We start from the raw sequence: 17,206 nt of genomic DNA, 5'->3' as shown, positions 1-17,206 counted from the left end.
GAACAATGAATTTTTCTTTCGCCGAACGCCTGGGTAGATCTTCCGTGACAACGAGCAATCTGAAGGAGGATCAGCATGCAGGGAGATAATTCTGCAAGCTATGCCGGGATCGGCGGCATCGGCAGCAAGATCTGGCCGCTGACGGGACCGGAAATCATTTCACGCGACAAGCTGAAGACGCTTCGCGCGCGCACCAATGGGCCGGGGCTGATCAGGCTGGCTGTTCATCTGTCGGCATTGGCATTGGGCATTCTCGCGATCTATCTGTCGGCCGGAACGCTTTGGCTGCAAATTCCCGCGATGTTTGCCTATGGCATTGTCATCGTGCTGCTCTTCGCGCCCCTGCACGAGTGCTCGCACGGTACCGCCTTCCATTCGCGATGGATCAACCATCTCGTCGGCTTCGCCGTCGCCGCCTTTACGTTCCGCCCGTTTCTCTACTTCAAATACCGCCATGCTGCGCACCACACGTTCACCCAGCACGAGGACCATGACCCGGACATCGTGCCTTTCCCAACGTCGCTGCGCGACTATTTCGGGCAGATCCTGGGCCTCTCTTTCTGGCCGAAACTCGTCGGCACGTTGTGGCGCGGGTCGACAGGACATTTCACGGAGGACGAGCGCGAGTTCCTGCCGGAATCTGTTTTCAAACAGGTGATGCTGGAAATCCGCCTGCTGATCCTGGCCTACATCGCCATCGCAGCCGTCTCGATCTACTTTGGCAGCGCTGTCGCGCTGGTCTACTGGTTGCTGCCCCGGTTCATGGGCGAACCTGTACTGCGCGCCATTCGCATGGCCGAACATACCGGGGCCGAGGAGAGCCCGAACCTTCTCGCCAACACCCGCACGACCTTGGCGAACCCCGTATTGCGATTGCTCTACTGGAACATGCCGTTCCATGCCGAGCACCACCTTGCCTCGTCCGTTCCGTTCCACGCGCTCGGCAAGCTCCACGCCGAAGTCTCGCCGCATCTTCAGTGCGTGAGCAAAGGCTACTTCCGGGTGCATCGCGAGATCCTTCGCGAGGTGCGGAAGAGCAGCCGCGCCGGCAATACGCCCGCCGGCCAGGGAGCGTGAGCGGCAGTGGCAAACATCGGGAGAACAGCCGGCGTCGTCATAATCGGCGGCGGACATGCGGGCGGCCGCACGGCGGAGCGGCTTCGGCACGGCGGCTTCGCCGGATCGATCGACGTGATCGGGATCGAAAAGGAACTGCCCTACGAGCGGCCGCCGCTGTCGAAAAGCGTGCTGACGTCTGCTGAAGCGCCGGCGAACGCCTATCTGCTGCCGTCGGCGAAATGGAAGGAGATCGGCGTAACCTTTCATTTAGGCGCCGAGGCGACAGGCATCAACAGGCATGCGAAGTCGGTTGCGCTGGAGGGCCGTAGCCCGCTCGCCTATCGCAAACTGGTGTTGGCGACGGGACTGTCGCCACGCAGGATCGCCAGTCTGAAACCAATTGCCGACCGGATCGCTTATCTCCGCTCCTTCGAGGATGCGCTGTCGCTGCGCAGCCGGATCGTCCCCGGTATGTCGATCGTGCTGGTCGGAGCGGGACTGATCGGCCTTGAAGTTGCCGCGAGCGCCGTCCAGCGAGGCGCCCACGTCACCGTGCTTGAGGCCTCGGATCGGCCGCTGAGCCGGCTGCTCCCCAGCTATCTGTCGCGATGGATCGCGCAGGTGCACGAGCGGGCAGGGGTTCGCATCCTCTGTGGCCGGCAAATCGCCGCCTCGGAATCGCTAGGCCAGACCGCATGCCTGCACATCGACGACGGCTCGCAACTGCAGGCTGATCTCGTGCTGGTCGGCATCGGCGGTACCCCCAACGACCGCCTGGCTCGCGAAGCCGGGCTCGATATCGACAACGGCATCGTCGTCAACGCATTCGGCCAGACCAGCGATCCCGACATTTTCGCCGTCGGCGACGTCGCCGCTCACGAAAATCCATTCTTCAGTCGCCGCTGGCGACTGGAATCCTGGAAGAACGCCGAGGACCAGGCGGGCATAGTCGCCAGCTATCTTTGCGGCCAACCGGCGGCTTACGGCGAGGTGCCGTGGTTCTGGACCGATCAATACGACCTGAACATCCAAGTGGCCGGCCTGCCCTGCCAAGATGAGCCAACCTACGAGCGGGGCAAGCCTGGCGAACGCGCATATCTGGCCTATTTCACCGAAGGCGAACGGCTGATCGGCGCTGTCGGCGTCGGCTGTGGCCGCGATATCCGCATTGCGCGCGAAATCATCAAGGCAGGCGGCAAACTGGATGCAGCGGACCTCGTTCGCAAAGGACTCGCGCCGTTTCCCGCCTCGCTTGCAAGGCGCGTGTCGTGATCCGCTCGCCTGCTGCGATCTGTTTTGAGCCGAACCGGCCCCTGGCGGTCGAAACCGTGCGGGTGGCGCCGCCAGGCCACGGCGAAGTGCTGGTCGAGATCGTCGCTTCCGGTCTCTGCCATACCGACCTTACGGCGCTGGACGGCGTCAATGCGACCAGCGTCTATCCGCTGATTCCCGGACATGAGGGTGCCGGGCGCGTCGTCGAGACCGGCGCAGGCGTCATCGGATTGCGGCCCGGCGATCACGTCATTCCGCTCTACGGGCCGGAGTGCATGCATTGCCGCATGTGCAGGAGCGGCCGCACCAATCTGTGCTGGACGATCAAACCGACACGCGACAAGGGCGTGATGCCGGACGGCACGCCACGTTTCTCGCTGGACGCCGTGCCTGTGCATCACTTCATGGGCACCTCGACGCTGTCCCGCTATACGGTCGTTCCCGAAATCGCTCTGGCCAAGATCCGGGAGGATGCCCCGCTGGACAAGGTTTGTCTGTTCGGCTGTGGCGTCACCACCGGCGTCGGTGCCGCGCTTTCCGATATCCGCGAGGGCGATGCGACCGTCGTGTTCGGACTGGGAGGCATCGGTATCAATGTCATCCAGGGGGCACGGCTGGCCGGTGCAAGGACGATCATCGGCGTCGATGTCACCGACCGAAAAACCGAACTCGCCAAAGCCTATGGCATGACCGATTTCATCGATGCGGGGCGTGATGGCCCGAAAGTAGTGCAGGCTATCCGTGACATCACCGAGGGTGGCGCCGATGTCGCGTTCGAGTGTACCGGAATCGTGCCTGTCATGCGCCAGGCCTTCGATTGCTGCCATCCGGCGTGGGGAACAGCGGTGCTGCTCGGGGTTGAACCTCCAGGCGCTGAAATGGGCTTTCCGCCAGTCGGGGTGCGTTATGGCCGAACTATCCGGGGGAGCTATTTCGGTGGCGTCAAGGGCCGCAGCGGGCTCGGTCGCCTGATCGATTTCTACATGGATGACAAGCTCGACCTCGACCGGCAGATCACCCACAGGCTTACGCTCGGCGAGGTCAATCACGGCTTCGACTTGATGCGGGCGGGAAAGTCCGTTCGCGGCGTTGTCCATTTCGAGTGAACGACATGGGACGCCGCACCGAAGCCGGGTACGTCTTCCGCGACCGATATCCGGAGCGGATGGATGTCTACCGCAGGTTCGACGAAGCAAGTGCCGCGGCGCGCGCGACGCTTCCCTGCAAACGCAACTTGGCGTATGGCGGGCATCCACGCCAGGTCTTCGATCTTTTTCCCGCAGGCAACGGCGCGCCGTTAGTGGTCTTCGTCCATGGCGGCTACTGGCAGAGCCTCGACAAAGACCGTTATTCTTTCGTCGCTTCGTCGCTGCTTTCTCGAGGGTTCTCGGTTGCCCTGCCGAACTACCCGCTGGCGCCCGACGCCGACATGAAAGCCATCGTTGGCAGTGTCAGTGGTTGCCTGCCCGCAATCCTGGACATGCTCGAAGCGCCGCCGCCGCTCTGGATCGCGACCGGCCACTCGGCCGGGGGACATCTCGCCGCAATGCTGGCCATGAATGCCAAAGCTTGCAATGTGCCGCTGGCGGCGTGCGCGCCGATCAGCGGCATCTTCGACGTCGAGCCGCTGGTGGAAACATCGCTGAATGCAGCCCTCGGCCTGGACGTCGAGCGCGCCGCGGCGCTCAGCCCCATGCGTCGCCCGCCGCCTTGCTGTCCACTGACGGCTTTTGCCGGGGCAAGCGAAACGTCCGAGTTCATAAGCCAGTCCGAGCGGTTCGTAGCGCATTGGCATGCGAGCGGCCAACCTGCCGAACTGGTTTCGCTCCGGGACAAAAACCACTACACGGTCCTTTGCGATCTGCTGGAGGAGCATTCGGAAATCGCCGAAGGGATCACGCGGGCGGCGAAAGCCTTTCGCCGGGAGGAGAAAAGGATTGACTGGCGCTAACAAGCTGCATTTCGTCAATTTCAGCCAGCTGCGGTCCTTTTATGCGGTCGGGCGTGAACTGAGCTTCACGAAGGCGGCGGACCTGCTGTGCGTCGGCCAACCGACGGTGACGACGCAGATCAAGGCGCTGGAGGAGACGTACGACGTCCAGCTTTTCCTGCGCTCGCCGCGCGGCCTGAAGCTCACCGATGCCGGTGAGGCGCTGCTTACCGTCGCTCGCCAGATATTCTCGCTGGAGGAGCAGGCGGTCGGAATTCTGCAGGCCGAGGGCAACCAGATATCGGGCAAGCTGCGCGTCGGTACCGTCGGACCGTTTTTCGTTATGGAACTGCTCAGCGCCTTCCACGCAAAATACCCGCTGATGCAGGTTTTCCTGGAAAGCGGCAATTCGGACGCAATCTACAACAAGCTTCTGAACTACGAGGTGGATGTCGCAATCATCGGCCGCGACTACGACGATCCGCGTCTCGATCTCATTCAACTCGGTCGCCATGAGGTGATCGTCTTCGTCCATCGCGACCACCCATGGGGCGGGCGCCGGCAGATCGATCTTGAGGAACTGGACGGGCAGCGCTTGATCGTCCGCGAGCCGGGTTCGATGACCCGTCGCGCGCTGGAGGAGTTGCTCGACCAGCATCGGGTGAAGCCGAACGTAGTGATGGAAATCCCACGCGACGGGGTTCGTGAAGCTGTCGCCGTAGGTCTAGGCGCCGGCATCGTTTCCAAAACCGAATTTCTCCCGGACGATCGCCTGACGGCACTTTCAATTTCCGATCACAAACCCTTCACGCAATCCTTCGCCGCGTGCCTGAAGGCGCGTCAGACCCTTCGCCCCATAGACGCGTTCATGAAATTAGTCAGGGGTCATCAGAAGTCGGTTCAAGTTCCCGATGAATGAAAGAAGGGCGTTCTCGATCCAATGAGCGCTTGGACGGAATTGTTCTACGCATCCGTTTGCGACAATGCTGGCATGTAGCTCCCGCAAACGATTGCCGCATATGAATTTTCGGATTGAGATTGAGCATGACATTGAAGGCTCTCGGGCGGATCGAAAGCTAGCACTAGCTGTAGACCGTCACGCGAATCGGCCCCTTGATGGACTTTAGGCATGTCGACTTGCCGCGTAGGCCACTCTAATCCCCGCCGCACGTAGGTTGGAGCAGGCGCAGAGCGACGCCTAACGGACGTCTGATTTCGTAGGGCACGCTTCGAAAGCCGCCGGTCCGCTTCCCAACATTGCCAGTCACTATTTACCCCAGGATAAATGGCCGCTTTCGAGACACAATAGTGCGGGTCTGAATGACCGACATTAGGCGCATTGCTGCTCGGCAGCATTTGGGGCCGTAAACGGACTGTCCGTTTACGGGTCCCCCAAGGTCAGCTTGCGCAAGGTGGCCGCGCCGCATTGGACGCTTTCGCACGTTCCCGAATACGATTGCTGCTGAGGCCGGTTTCTCGAGCAGTTAGCTAATCTCCTCGAAGCCAAAGTTCAGGAAACAGGCTGCTGCTGCCGGCCCTGGGGACTGGTAACTGTTGGTATTCGAGGACTATCCGGGCTCTGCTGGAGCCGGCTCGCTAATGCCACCGTGAGAGCTTGTGCGAGGCACATCGGGGCCGCCAGCGAGCGCGAGAAGGTGTATTCATGTTCCGGAACGGCAAAAAGCACCGAGGCCGATTTCGCGAGTGGAGACAAGGTGCTGTCCGAAATGGCGATGATCGGCACCTTGGCCGCAGCCACCTGTTCAACCACATTGACGACTTCGGTCGCGTAGAACCGGAAGGATACCGCAAACAGGAGATCACGCTGAGTGATCGTGCGCGCCATGTAGGTTGCGAGGCCACCGCTGGGATCCAGGAGGACGCAACGTTTGCCAAGCATAGTCAGGACGTAGCGCAACAGGTCGACAACCGGGGCCGAGCGCAGCTGTCCTATCAGGTAGACTGTCTCACACTTCTGCAACAGATCGACGGCCTCGACGATCTTGTCAGCCGAAACGTCCGCCAGCAAATCCTGCAGCGATGCGATATCCCGCACAACCAGATCCCGCAGAAATCCAAGTTCGCTTCGATCTTCCCGACTACCCAGCTCCGCCTCGAGCGCCCGCATCCTCGCCTCGAAGCCTGGTGCGGCAGTGGAAAGGCGCTTTTGAAACAAGCCCTGAAGCTCTTTGAAGCCCTCATAGCCGAGTGACTGCGCGAACCGAACAAAACTGGACGCGTGGATTCCACAGCGCTCGGCGATCGCGCTTACCGAGAGAACCGCTACGTCGTTCGGGTTCTGGGTCAGGTAAACCGAGATCGCCTGATACGATTTACTCATGCCCTCGAAACGATCATGCACGAGGCGGATGAGTTCTTCGTAGTTCTTCGGTGGTTCGGCAACATTCATATTCAAGATTCCTGCAAAATTCGTTGCAGTGTGCCCCGAACTCGTTGGAATTGCCAATGGATTGGCGAAATGATCCGCATCTTTCAATGTGGACCATTTCCCATCGTTCAATAGGCTTGCTGGCCGGTCAGCTTTTCGATGATCTTGTCGATCGAGACCGCCAGGACGAGCAGCAACCCGGTGACGATGAGCCTGACTTCGTTCTTGACGCCCATGAGATTGAGGCCGTTTTGAACGGTTCCGATGACCAATGCCCCAAGCAGTGCCGCATGGATGGCGCCGCGCCCACCGAACAGGCTGACGCCCCCGATGACCGCCGCTGCTATGGATTCCAGCAGAAGGGTACCGCCGCCGACGCCACCGCCGGAAAATACCCCCACACCCAGCGTTCGTGAGGACGCAATGATGCCCGCAATAGCCGCGACGCCGCCTGCGATGGCAAACGCCGCGGTCCGAATGCGCGGGACCTTGATGCCGGAACGCCTGGCGGCCTCGGCATTGTTGCCGATCGCGTAGAGGTAGAGGCCGAACTGCGTTTCGTTGAGAATGTACCCGCCCAGCCCAAGCAGAACGGCAAATATGAGCACTGGTAGCGGAATTCCCTGATTGGCATTGAGGACCACGACCACCGCGGCGCCAATGAGTGCCGATACAGTCAACGGTATAACGACCGCATGCATGACAGAGACTTCCAGGCCAACTTTGCGTCTGCGCCGGACGCTGGAGAGAATGAGAAGCGCCAGCACTACGATGCCGGCCGCCCAGGCAAGCCAGGCGTAAATTCCTTCGATCGTCGTTTGTGCAATCAATTCGACGCCCGTACCCATGAGCCCGAACCGTGCCGTGGCAGGCAATAAAAGCAGCTGTATGCCGTTCAATGCGAGGCCGAGCCCAAGCGTAACCACGAACGAAGGCACACCGATCCAGTTTACCCAGCGGGCTGAGCCCGAGCCGATTGCAGCACCAAGCAAGACAGACAGCGGAAGGGCAAGCCACGGGGAGATACCGTAGTCGACAATCATTTTGGCGCTCATCACCGCCGTGACGCCATGGATAGCCGCAATCGAGAGATCTATCTCTCGAACCAGAAGCACAAACATCAGGCCGAGCGCCATGATGCCGACGACGGTCGACTGCAGCAGCAAGTTAGAAAGATTGCGAGGCGTGAGAAACACGTCGCTTTGAAGAGCGAAGAAGACCCAAAGCGCAACAAGTCCAATTATCACTGGCAACGCCCGAAGGTCGCTTCCAAGCAACTCGCCAAAGGTGCGGCGTTTCGGAGCCGCGCTTGCCGAGATCGAGACCATGACTTTCCTCCCTGAGGTGAATTTCGGCGGCGGATCAGCCGGCCAGATTTACACCTTCGTTGCCGCCCACCATCGCATTCACGACTGTCTCTCCGGTCACGTCCTTCGACCGGAAACTGGCGGCGTTCGCGCCAAGGCGCATAACCTCGATCCTGTCTGTCGAGTTGACTACGAAGTGATGGATATCATGGCTGACAACGACCACACCAAGCCCGTCATCAGCGAGGCTGCGTATGAGGTCCGCGACCTGCTGCGCGGCCGAGTGGCTCAGAGCCGCGGTGGGCTCGTCCAAAATTACAACCTTGGGCTTCCACAGGACCGACCGGGCGATGGCGATGTTCTGGCGCTGTCCTCCCGACATCGCACCGACGGGTCGGGTTAGCGAGAGATTGCTGAGCCGCATCCGGGACATGACCTCGCGTGCCCGCACTTCGCACTCCGCTCGTCTTATGCGGCTACCGAACAGGCGCGAGCCGGTAAGCTCGCGTCCCAAAAACAGGTTCTGCACCGCGTCCAGATTGTTGCACAGGGCGAGGTCCTGGTAGACGGTGGCAATGCCATGCTTGGTGGCATCAGATGGGGTGCGAACGAGCGCCGGCCTGCCCTCGATCTCGTATTCGCCGGAGTCAGCGGCATGAACGCCTGCCATGACTTTGACGAGCGTCGACTTGCCGGCTCCGTTGTCGCCGACAAGGGCAACAATCTCGCCGGCGTGAACGTCCACGGACGCGCCGCGTAGCGCGTGCACTGACCCAAACGACTTCTGGATATTGCGGAGGGAAAGGAGCGGCACGGACGAGTTCCTGGCCGACGCCTGCCGCATGGAAGGCTCATCTGCTGGTACGGTCATTGTTTTCTCCTCCCCAGGCTTGGTGGGGGGCCATCGTCGGTGGCCCCCCTTCGTGGCTCTACAGGTTCTTCTTGCAGATATCGGTCGTCTCAATGCCCTTGCAGATCTCCGGCCAAGTCCAGACACCGGCCTTCACCACGTCGCCGAGGTTGTCCTTGGTGATGTTCGAGACAGGAAGGAAGACAGCCGGCACGTCCATGAAGGTGTTGTTGACCTTGCCGTTGATCAGGTTCTGCGGAACACCTTTGCCGGCCACGATCGATGCGACCACATCGGCCGCATAGTTCGCCTGAACCTTGAGATCCTTAAGCACGGAGTTGTCCTGCCAGCCCTGCGCGACGTAGCGCAGCGCTTCGACGGTTGCATCCTGTCCACCAGTCACCAGCTTGTCGCCTGGCTTGAAGCCCTGGGAAATGAGGGCCGCAACCGAGCCGCCGGTCGTGCCGTCGTTCATGCCGATGAAAGCGTCGACGTCGCCGCCATTCTTGGTGAGGCAGTCTTCGGCGAAGCTTTGAGCGATCGTCGGATCCCAGTTCTGCGTGTACTGCTCACAGACGACCTGTACCTTGCCGGAATCGATCAGCGGCTTAAGGAATTCATCCTGGCCCGCTTCATACTGCTTGGTGCCATATTCGCCCTGGTTGCCCTTCACTCGGGCGACCTTTACCGGGGTTTTCGACATCGCCTTGATCAGTTCGGCGGCACGCTTGCCCTGCTCGCGGCCAACGGCAAGTGAATCAAACACCACATGAGCCTCGGCCTTTCCGCCAACGGCATCGTGATCGTAGAGCACGACAGGCACATTCGCCTTGGCCGCCGCTGCCAGTTCGCCGGCGGCGAGATTGGCGTCGGCGGAAGTGAGGAGGATGACCTTCGCTCCTTGGGCAATGGCGTCCTCGACCTGAGACTGCTGCTTGGACGGGTCGCCTTGGGCGTTGGCGACGACGACTTCAACGTCCGGGGCTTTCTCCTTCATGGCCGCAACGAAAAAAGGAGCATCACGGCTTTCAAAGCGGATCGTCGTTTCGTTGGGAAGGAGAAAGAAAACCTTCGCCTTGTCCGCTGCGGCGGCACCGCCAAGCAGGGCCGCGGAAATGACGGTTGACGCGAAAAGGGTAGAAATCAGTCGTTCCATTCAGACCTCCCGTGGAACAATGGTTACCCGGAGCTGCGGGCTTGAGATCTCTCTCCTCGCCTTCTCCTCCCCGGCCTGAACATTGACGCTTGCAATGCTCATTGCACAATTATGTATTCCGCAAAACACGATGAGTCAAAGGAAAAATGCAACGATACGTGACTGATCCATAAAACCGCAAAAAGCATTGCATACAAGCACCACCTCGAACGCAACCCACTCGTCAAGCGGCCTTGCCTGCGGAGCGGTTCACGACCAAAGCCGGGTCGATCTTCCCCGAAAAAAAATCGATCACGTTTCGGACTGAAGCCACGGCCATTCGTTCTCCGCACTCTCTTGTCAGCCCAGCGATGTGAGGTGAGAGGATGACCTGATGCAGATTGACCAGTGGGTTGCCTTCGGCCGGCGGCTCACGGTCGAAGACATCAAGGCCCGCAGCGCCGACCTGGCCAGAGCGCAAAGCGTCAACGAGAGCTTGCTCCTCGACAATGCCTCCTCTGGCCGTATTCACCAGGATGGCGCCACGCCTCATGACAGCAAATTCCGCGCGGCCTATCAGCGGCTGGTCGGCCTTGGGTATGTTGATCGAAACGATGTCGGCCCATGACAAACCGTCTCGCAGCGTAGCTACCGCACTGACCGGGCCTTCGGGCCAGCCTTGCTCTCGCAAATAAGGGTCGAAGGCTTTGACGTCCATGCCAAAGCCGGAAGCCATGCGCGCCAGATGGCGCCCAATTCGGCCAAACCCGACGATGAGGAGATTCTTGCCCGAAATCTCCTGCGACTCCAGATTGTTGCGCCATCCCCACTCCTTGGGTTGCCGTACCGAGCGATCGGCACGAAGCGCACGTTTGGACGCGGCAAGGATGAGCATCATGGCGTGCTCAGCGACCGAGACTGAATTTACGTCTCCGACGATCGTGAGCGCGATGCCGCGTTCGTTCAACGACTGCAAATGCACGGCGTCATATCCAACCCCATGCCGGGAAACGACCCTCAGGCGATCGGCTTTCGCAACAGTCTCGGCAGACAAGGGTTGAGTCCGAAGGACAAGTGCGTCCGCCTTGCCGATCAGAGGTGCATATGACTGCTCGGACACTTCTTCAACATAGTCGAACGTGATGTCCGGCAGGCTGTTCAGGAGGGCTACGCCGGAGGAATGCAGTTTCCCGGCAATAAGGATATGCGGCATCAGTGGGCCCCCTTCTCTCCGGCGGCGGCGACCCGTCCTGTTAGTTCCCGAAAGCGACCGACACTTGCCGCCGCGGCTGCGGCCAGGAGGCGAGAGTCCCCCGCGACGGTGGTCATGTTGAATCCCCATTCGATGGCGCGGGCTGCGTAGTCGGCGGTGCCGCAGTGCAGGGCCGCTTTGATGCCGTTGGCTTTGCAGGCCGCCACGATCCGGCGCAGGGCGTCGATCATCTCGGGCTCTTCGCGATCGAAGCCGGGAGGCAGTCTACCCTGCGTCAGGCTGAGCGTCAGATCCGCAGGTCCGACGTAGATACCGTCCAGACCCGGCGTAGCAGCGATCTCGTCGAGGTTGTCCATCGCATGCTTGGTTTCGACCATCGCAAAAGCCAGGATTTCGTCGTTGGCTTCGCCTGCGTAATTAGAGCCGGCTGCAAAGCTGACCCTGGTTGGCCCGAAACTACGCTGCCCTAACGGCGGATAACGCAGGTAGCTGACGAACTCCGCAGCCTGCGCGCCAGTGTTTACCATCGGGCAGACAATGCCATATGCGCCCGCATCCAGCGCTTTCATGATGATACCGGGTTCGAGCCAGGGAACACGAGCCATGGGTACGACCCCGGAAGCCCGCATTGCCTGAAACATGGGCAACACCGCGGCATAGTCCAAAGCGCCGTGCTGAATATCGATCGAAACGGAGTCATAGCCCTGCGCCGCCATGATCTCGGCCGTGAAGGCATTTCCGATCGAAAGCCAGCCGTTGATCGTCGGTCGACCCTCGGCCCAAATCTGCTTCAGCTTGTTCTTTATCATTCGAGCCTCCTAGAACACGATCTGTGTGAGCTTGGTATCGAGGTAGTCGTTAATGCCTTCGGTCCCGCCTTCACGTCCCATGCCGGAGTGGTTGGTGCCGCCGAATGGAGCTTCGGATGCCGCCAAGGCGAAGCTGTTGATGCCGACCATCCCGGCCTTCAGCGCGGAAACAGTGCGACGCGCTCGTCCAGGCGAACGGGTAAATGCATAAGCGGACAGGCCCATGTCCGAGGCATTTGCGCGTGAGAGTGCTTCCTCTTCCTCAGTGAAGCGCGTGATCGCCGCGATGGGACCGAAGTTCTCCTGGTCGAAGACCTTCATATCGTCCGTGACATCGGTCAGGACGGTCGGCACGAAGAAATGGCCCGAATTGAGATCCGACGCCCGACCGCCGCCCGCAACCAATGTCGCGCCTGCGCTCACCGCATCGGCGACGATGGCGTCGATCTCTCTGAACCGAGCCGCGTTTATTAGCGGGCCCATCTGGGTCGATGGATCAAGCCCATCGCCTAGCTTGAGTGCCTTGGCCCTCTTGACGAAGCCGTCGACGAACTGATCGTGAAGGCTGTCATGGATGAAGAACCGATCGGGCGTCACGCACACCTGACCGGCATTCGCAAATTTCGTCGGCACCGACACGTTAAGCGCGAGCTCGAGATCCGCGTCGTCGTAGACGATCAGGGGGGCGTTGCCGCCAAGCTCCATCGACACTTTTTTAACGGTGTCCGCCGCATCCCGGATCATCTGCTGGCCGACGCGGGTCGAACCGGTCAAGGACACTTTTCGCACTGCCTTGTCGGCCATGATCGGGGCATAGGTCGTGGCAGTCGGTCCCACCACCAGATTGACCGTGCCCTTGGGAAGATTGGCGACACGCATGCAGTCGACCATGACCATGGCGACGCCAGGCGTTTGGCTTGACGGACGCACGAGGACGGAGCATCCGGCAGCCAGCGCCGGCGCGACTTTTCGAGCGACAAGCGCAGCGGGAAAGTTCCAGGCGGTGAAGGCGCCGACGATGCCAACCGGCTCGCGGAATACTTCGAAACGGCCGCCAGGAACTCGCGATTCGATAATCCTGCCGTAGATCCGCCGCGCCTCTTCAGCGAACCACCTGAATTGGTCGATCGCCAATGTCCACTCTCTCTCCGCCTGCGCGACGGGTTTGCCCGTCTCGAGCGAGATCATGCGTCTGGCTTCTTCGGTACGCCGGATCATCTCGTCCGCGATCTTGTGAAGGGCATCCGCACGGGCGAATCCGCCCGTGGATCCCCATTCCCGCAACCCTTTAGCGGCCGCGGCAAGCGCGGCCTCGGTATCAGCCACGGTCGCAACGGGCACAGCGCCCATTGGTTGGTCGCTGACGGGGCTCACGACTTCGGCTTGAGTCTTGTCCGATGAGGCCATCCACTGGCCATCGATGAAGAGACCATAGTTCTGATACATGGATCACCCAATCTCACTGATGCTGACGGTGCAGCGCTCGGCGGCCGACCTGATCGCCGCCTCGGCCAGGACGAGGGCGGCATAGCCGTCCTCGAATCCGACTTCCGGCTTTTTTCCCGTTTCGATAGCGTCCACGAAAGCGCCGATTTCGGCCATGAAAGCCTCGGCGTATCGATCTATGAAAAAGTTGAGCAGTGGCGCGGCCTTGCCCGTGAAGTCTGCCCGATGGAGGCTGGCCATATGCGGCCGGCGATTTTCCGACACCAGCATGCCCCCGGAACCCAAGGCCTCGACACGCTGGTCATAGCCGTAAGTTGCCTGCCTCGAATTGTTGATGATGCATTGCTTGCCAGTAGCCGTCTTCAGGACGACCGAAACGGTGTCGTAGTCGTCGAGCCGGTCCATCAACGGCTTGTCGACCAGTCGACTTCCGGCAGCGAACACTTCGGTGACCTCCTCGCCCAGAACGAACCGCGCCATATCGAAGTCGTGAATGGTCATGTCGCGGAAAATACCGCCGGAAGCCTCAGCGTAGGCGACCGGGGGCATTCCAGGATCGCGGGATGTGATAACCACCTGGTGGAGATCGCCGATGTCGCCCGCACGAACCCCATCGCGGACCGCGCGGTGGCCGGCGTCGAAACGCCTTACGAAGCCCAACATGATGGGGACATCGCTCTTGGACCGGATCGCCTGTGCACACTTTTGCACGCGGCCAAGGTCGAGATCGATTGGCTTTTCGCAAAGAACGGGCTTGCCGGCGGCGACCGCCTTCTCGAGCAGATCGGCGTGAGTTGGCGTGGATGTCGCGATCAGCACCGCGTCGACATGCTGGCTCCCGATCAGATCATCGACAGAATCAAAAACCGGCGCTCCAAGTTTGGCGCCTACCTCGTCAGCCGCGGCACGATAAACGTCGAGCACGCCAGCCAGCGATGCACGGGGGTGTGCGGCAATATTAGCCGCATGCATACGGCCGATCCTGCCGCAGCCCAGCACTGCGATCTTCAACAAGAATTCCTCCCGTTCCGCACATTTTTGCAATGTTTGTTGCGAAACTCTTGCATTGTCAATAAATATTTCGTAGGTATCTCGAAACCTGATGCATGGGAGGAGATGCGATGTCCCGCGAGACCGTGCGCCTGACGATGGCGCAGGCGCTAGTGCGCTATTTGTGCAATCAATTCACGGAGATAGATGGCCAAAAGGTGTCACTCTTCGCCGGTGTTTTCGGTATCTTCGGTCACGGCAACGTCACCTGCCTTTCCGAAGCGCTGGAGGCGGTGCAGGAGAAATTGCCGACTTGGCGCGGCCAGAACGAGCAGTCGATGGCGCTCGCCGCGGTTGCCTTTGCAAAGGCATATCGACGTCGCCGGCTCATGGTCGCAGCGACATCGATCGGACCAGGCGCGACCAACATGATAACCGCTGCCGGAACGGCACATGCCAATCGCCTGCCGGTACTTCTCCTTGCGGGCGATATTTTCGCCAATCGCGTGCCGGACCCGGTTATGCAGCAGGTTGAGCACTTCAACGATCCGACCATATCCGTCAATGACGCCTTCAAGGCAGTGACCCGGTATTGGGATCGTATTCTGCTGCCCGAGCAGATCATTTCGTCGCTGCCCCAAGCCGTCGCTGCCATGCTCGACCCGGCCGATTGTGGGCCAGCCTTCCTCGGCCTTGCACAGGATGCGCAAGAAGTGGCGTATGATTATCCGCTTGCGTTCTTTGAACCGACGACTTGGGCAGTGCCGCGTCCAAGGCCGGACCGCAAAAAACTGTCAGAGGCTGTAGAGCTTCTAAAGAAGGCAAAGAAGCCGCTCATCATCTCGGGCGGTGGCGTTCGATACTCGATGGCCGAGGACCTGGTCGCTGATTTCGCGATTCGGCGCGGCATTCCGATCGTAGAGACCATAGCCGGCAAAAGCGCTCTCACACACGACCATCCCGCGCATGCCGGACCCATTGGCATCATCGGTTCCACCTCCGCTAATGCGCTGGCGCAGGACGCAGATGTCATCCTGGCGATCGGGACACGCCTGCAGGATTTCACGACTGGATCCTGGACTGCATTCCGGCGAGACGCCAGGTTCATTTCGATCAACGCCGCCCGCTATGACGCGAACAAGCATCGTGCGGTCGCGGTCGTCGGCGATGCGTTCGAAACGGTTGCCGAACTGGACGCGGCGCTAGGCGACTGGAAGATCAGTCCCGACCACATGAAGCGCGCGAAAACGCTGTTCGCGGAGTGGAACAAGCTGCTGGACAAATATCAGGCACCTACAAACGGGCCTGTTCCCACCTATGCCCAAGTCGTCGCGGTGGTGAATGAAGTCGCCAAACCGAATGACACCCTGATTGCTGCCGCCGGCGGCACGCCAGGCGAAGTCACCAAGGGCTGGCGGGTGAAGCAGAGCAACACCTTCGATTGCGAATTCGGGTTCAGTTGCATGGGCTATGAGATAGCCGCTGGCTGGGGTCATGCCATGGCGAAGAACGGTGACGGCACGCCAATCGTGATGATCGGCGACGGCACCTACATGATGATGAATTCTGATATCTACTCGACCGTGCTCTCCGGCCATAAGATGATCGTGGTGGTTTGCGACAATGGTGGTTTCGCCGTCATCAACCGGCTGCAGCAATTCAAGGGTGTTCCCGGCTTCAACAATCTCCTGAGGGATTGCCGCGTCAAGGACCCGTTCCCAGTCGACTTCGTGAAGCACGCAGAATCGATGGGAGCTCTCGCGCGACGTTGCGAAAGTCTCGCCGATCTCAAGGCCGCCATGGAATGGGCGCAGGAGACCGACCGCACCACCGTGCTCACCATCGTCACCGATGCCTTTGCATGGGTGCCCGGAGACGCCGACTGGGATGTGGGTGTGCCAGAGGTCTCCGAGCGAGAGTCCGTGCAGAAGGCGCGCGCCCAGCAACTCGAAATCCGCAGCAAGCAGCGGGTCGGAGTTTGACGTGAACCGGATAGATGGGAAAATAGCAGTCGTTACCGGCGGCACGCAGGGCCTCGGCGCGGCCGTTGCCAGGCTTTTCGCCCAGGCGGGCGCGGCAGGCATCATCACCTGCGGTCGCGACCGAAATAAAGGCGAAGCTGTCGCCAAAGCGATTACCTCAGATACGGATGTCCCGGTCACTTTCGTGGTCGCCGATCTTGGGAACGTCGATCATTGCCGGGCCGTCTTGGCGCAGGCCGAAGCCACATATGGGCGCGTCGACATCCTCGTGAATGCGGCCGGCCTCACCGATCGCGGAAACCTGCTCAACACGAGTCCTGAATTGTTCGACCGCATGTTCGCGATCAATGTCCGGGCGCCGTTCTTCCTGATGCAGGAAGCCGCGAGCTTGATGATCAGCCAGGGCATAAAGGGAAGCATCGTCAACATCGGCTCGACGTCGGAGAGAGCCGGCCAACCCTTCCTGTCCTCGTATTCGGCATCGAAAGGGGCGCTCGCCACGCTGACCCGGAATTCCGGCTACGCGCTTATGCGCAACCAGATCCGCGTGAACCAGCTCGATATCGGTTGGATGGCGTCTGACGGTGAGGACCGCGTACAGCGAGAACACCATCACGCCGAGGCTGACTGGCTGGCTAAAGCCGCGGCGGCTCAACCTTTTGGCCGGCTGCTCGCGCCCGAGGAGGTTGCCCGCGCGGTTCTCTTCCTGGCATCGGACGATTCCGGCATGATGACGGGTGCGGTTGTCCATTTCGATCAATCGGTCTGGGGCGCCTATGATGGTGGTCCCCCGGCACCCGCGCTGGCCTTATCCGCATGAGGAG

Annotated in this window: 15 protein-coding genes; 7 read left to right on the top strand and 8 right to left on the bottom strand. The window is 60.6% G+C overall.

Annotated features, from left to right (window positions below):
* Window positions 1-75: 75 nt before the first annotated feature.
* From NKI19_RS13115 to NKI19_RS13095, 5 genes are read left to right on the top strand one after another with little or no spacing between them, the layout of a single operon-like run.
* Window positions 76-1,077, top strand: a complete 1,002-nt coding sequence (locus NKI19_RS13115) for a fatty acid desaturase (RefSeq protein WP_352565284.1) — start codon at window positions 76-78, stop codon at window positions 1,075-1,077.
* A 6-nt stretch (window positions 1,078-1,083) separates the two neighbouring features.
* Window positions 1,084-2,331: an NAD(P)/FAD-dependent oxidoreductase gene (locus NKI19_RS13110; RefSeq protein ID WP_352565286.1), complete on the top strand. Its 1,248-nt coding sequence runs from the start codon at window positions 1,084-1,086 to the stop codon at window positions 2,329-2,331.
* Window positions 2,331-3,437, top strand: coding sequence for a zinc-binding dehydrogenase (locus tag NKI19_RS13105; RefSeq protein ID WP_352565359.1), 1,107 nt, complete (start codon window positions 2,331-2,333; stop codon window positions 3,435-3,437). Before NKI19_RS13110 ends, NKI19_RS13105 begins: the two co-directional genes overlap by 1 nt.
* A 5-nt stretch (window positions 3,438-3,442) precedes the next feature.
* Window positions 3,443-4,282 (top strand): alpha/beta hydrolase, encoded by an 840-nt coding sequence (locus NKI19_RS13100; protein ID WP_352565288.1) that lies wholly within the window; start codon window positions 3,443-3,445, stop codon window positions 4,280-4,282.
* Window positions 4,269-5,180, top strand: coding sequence for a LysR substrate-binding domain-containing protein (locus NKI19_RS13095; protein WP_352565290.1), 912 nt, complete (start codon window positions 4,269-4,271; stop codon window positions 5,178-5,180). The genes NKI19_RS13100 and NKI19_RS13095 overlap by 14 nt, the downstream gene beginning before the upstream one ends.
* A gap of 591 nt (window positions 5,181-5,771) precedes the next feature.
* Here NKI19_RS13095 and NKI19_RS13090 read toward each other — a convergent pair.
* The 8 genes from NKI19_RS13090 to iolG form a co-directional block, all read right to left on the bottom strand.
* Window positions 5,772-6,758 (bottom strand): MurR/RpiR family transcriptional regulator, encoded by a 987-nt coding sequence (locus NKI19_RS13090; RefSeq protein WP_352565292.1) that lies wholly within the window; start codon window positions 6,756-6,758, stop codon window positions 5,772-5,774.
* A 20-nt stretch (window positions 6,759-6,778) separates the two neighbouring features.
* On the bottom strand, window positions 6,779-7,978 hold the full coding sequence (locus tag NKI19_RS13085; protein WP_352565294.1) for a sugar ABC transporter permease: 1,200 nt from the start codon (window positions 7,976-7,978) through the stop codon (window positions 6,779-6,781).
* 34 nt (window positions 7,979-8,012) lie between these two features.
* Window positions 8,013-8,828: an ATP-binding cassette domain-containing protein gene (locus NKI19_RS13080; RefSeq protein ID WP_352565295.1), complete on the bottom strand. Its 816-nt coding sequence runs from the start codon at window positions 8,826-8,828 to the stop codon at window positions 8,013-8,015.
* Window positions 8,829-8,886: 58 nt separating this feature from the next.
* Window positions 8,887-9,963: an ABC transporter substrate-binding protein gene (locus tag NKI19_RS13075; RefSeq protein WP_352565297.1), complete on the bottom strand. Its 1,077-nt coding sequence runs from the start codon at window positions 9,961-9,963 to the stop codon at window positions 8,887-8,889.
* A gap of 223 nt (window positions 9,964-10,186) precedes the next feature.
* Window positions 10,187-11,155, bottom strand: a complete 969-nt coding sequence (locus NKI19_RS13070) for a hydroxyacid dehydrogenase (RefSeq protein WP_352565299.1) — start codon at window positions 11,153-11,155, stop codon at window positions 10,187-10,189.
* The gene (locus NKI19_RS13065; protein WP_352565301.1) at window positions 11,155-11,964 is read right to left on the bottom strand and encodes an HpcH/HpaI aldolase family protein; all 810 of its coding nucleotides are present in this window, start codon (window positions 11,962-11,964) and stop codon (window positions 11,155-11,157) included. Before NKI19_RS13065 ends, NKI19_RS13070 begins: the two co-directional genes overlap by 1 nt.
* Window positions 11,965-11,973: 9 nt before the next feature.
* On the bottom strand, window positions 11,974-13,410 hold the full coding sequence (locus NKI19_RS13060) for an NAD-dependent succinate-semialdehyde dehydrogenase (RefSeq protein ID WP_352565302.1): 1,437 nt from the start codon (window positions 13,408-13,410) through the stop codon (window positions 11,974-11,976).
* A 3-nt stretch (window positions 13,411-13,413) separates the two neighbouring features.
* Window positions 13,414-14,424, bottom strand: coding sequence for an inositol 2-dehydrogenase (gene iolG, locus NKI19_RS13055; RefSeq protein WP_352565304.1), 1,011 nt, complete (start codon window positions 14,422-14,424; stop codon window positions 13,414-13,416).
* 107 nt (window positions 14,425-14,531) lie between these two features.
* Between iolG and iolD the strand changes: the two genes are divergently transcribed.
* Window positions 14,532-16,382, top strand: a complete 1,851-nt coding sequence (gene iolD / locus NKI19_RS13050; protein ID WP_352565306.1) for a 3D-(3,5/4)-trihydroxycyclohexane-1,2-dione acylhydrolase (decyclizing) — start codon at window positions 14,532-14,534, stop codon at window positions 16,380-16,382.
* Between the two features lies 1 nt (window position 16,383).
* Complete coding sequence (locus NKI19_RS13045; RefSeq protein WP_352565307.1) at window positions 16,384-17,202, top strand: SDR family oxidoreductase; 819 nt, start codon at window positions 16,384-16,386, stop codon at window positions 17,200-17,202.
* Window positions 17,203-17,206: the final 4 nt, after the last annotated feature.

This window comes from Mesorhizobium sp. M0751 (genome assembly GCF_040320265.1).
In the GTDB taxonomy this organism is placed as follows: Bacteria; Pseudomonadota; Alphaproteobacteria; order Rhizobiales; family Rhizobiaceae; genus Mesorhizobium.
Note: the sequence above shows the minus strand (reverse complement) of the source record. Positions and strands in the feature narration are given on the sequence as shown.

What these genes read in the sequence shown, in the direction of transcription:
- iolD (WP_352565306.1), top strand. Translation starts at nt 14,532, where the DNA reads ATGTCCCGCGAGACCGTGCGCCTGACGATGGCGCAGGCGCTAGTGCGC.
- NKI19_RS13085 (WP_352565294.1), bottom strand. Translation starts at nt 7,978, where the DNA reads ATGGTCTCGATCTCGGCAAGCGCGGCTCCGAAACGCCGCACCTTTGGC.
- NKI19_RS13115 (WP_352565284.1), top strand. Translation starts at nt 76, where the DNA reads ATGCAGGGAGATAATTCTGCAAGCTATGCCGGGATCGGCGGCATCGGC.
- NKI19_RS13080 (WP_352565295.1), bottom strand. Translation starts at nt 8,828, where the DNA reads ATGACCGTACCAGCAGATGAGCCTTCCATGCGGCAGGCGTCGGCCAGG.
- NKI19_RS13075 (WP_352565297.1), bottom strand. Translation starts at nt 9,963, where the DNA reads ATGGAACGACTGATTTCTACCCTTTTCGCGTCAACCGTCATTTCCGCG.
- NKI19_RS13070 (WP_352565299.1), bottom strand. Translation starts at nt 11,155, where the DNA reads ATGCCGCATATCCTTATTGCCGGGAAACTGCATTCCTCCGGCGTAGCC.
- NKI19_RS13060 (WP_352565302.1), bottom strand. Translation starts at nt 13,410, where the DNA reads ATGTATCAGAACTATGGTCTCTTCATCGATGGCCAGTGGATGGCCTCA.
- NKI19_RS13065 (WP_352565301.1), bottom strand. Translation starts at nt 11,964, where the DNA reads ATGATAAAGAACAAGCTGAAGCAGATTTGGGCCGAGGGTCGACCGACG.
- NKI19_RS13100 (WP_352565288.1), top strand. Translation starts at nt 3,443, where the DNA reads ATGGGACGCCGCACCGAAGCCGGGTACGTCTTCCGCGACCGATATCCG.